This window comes from Mesorhizobium sp. M8A.F.Ca.ET.165.01.1.1 (genome assembly GCF_004792065.1).
Classification (GTDB): Bacteria; Pseudomonadota; Alphaproteobacteria; order Rhizobiales; family Rhizobiaceae; genus Mesorhizobium.
Window position 1 is genome coordinate 1 of sequence record NZ_SRTH01000101.1, and the last position, 381, is coordinate 381.

Here is a 381-nt window from a genome sequence, read left to right on the forward strand (position 1 = left end):
GTCGCAACATGGTCCATCGCGTCCATGAGGTGATCCAGATGGCCGCCTTGGAGCGCACTTACGCCGACGGCCTGCTGATCAACCCTGTTGTGGGACTTGCCAAGCGCGGCGATTTCATGCCGCACCTTATCCTCGACGGCTACCAGGCCATGCTCGACTACGGCATTTATCCGCCGGGCAAGGTGGTGCTCGCAAGCTTCATCACCTATCCGCGATTTGCGGGCCCACGCGAAGCGGTTTTCACGGCATTGTGCCGCAAGAACATGGGCTGCAGCCATTTCATCATCGGACGCGACCACTCGGGCGTCGGCGGTTTCTACGCTGCCAATGCGAGCAGGGAGCTGTTCGATGAGCTCGGCGATTTAGGCATTGAACCGATCT

At 59.8% G+C, this 381-nt stretch carries 1 pseudogene; it reads left to right on the forward strand.

Annotation, left to right across the window (positions count from 1 at the left end):
- Positions 1-38: 38 nt before the first annotated feature.
- A pseudogene (locus tag EN808_RS35280) lies at positions 39-381 on the forward strand (sulfate adenylyltransferase); the annotation flags it as partial.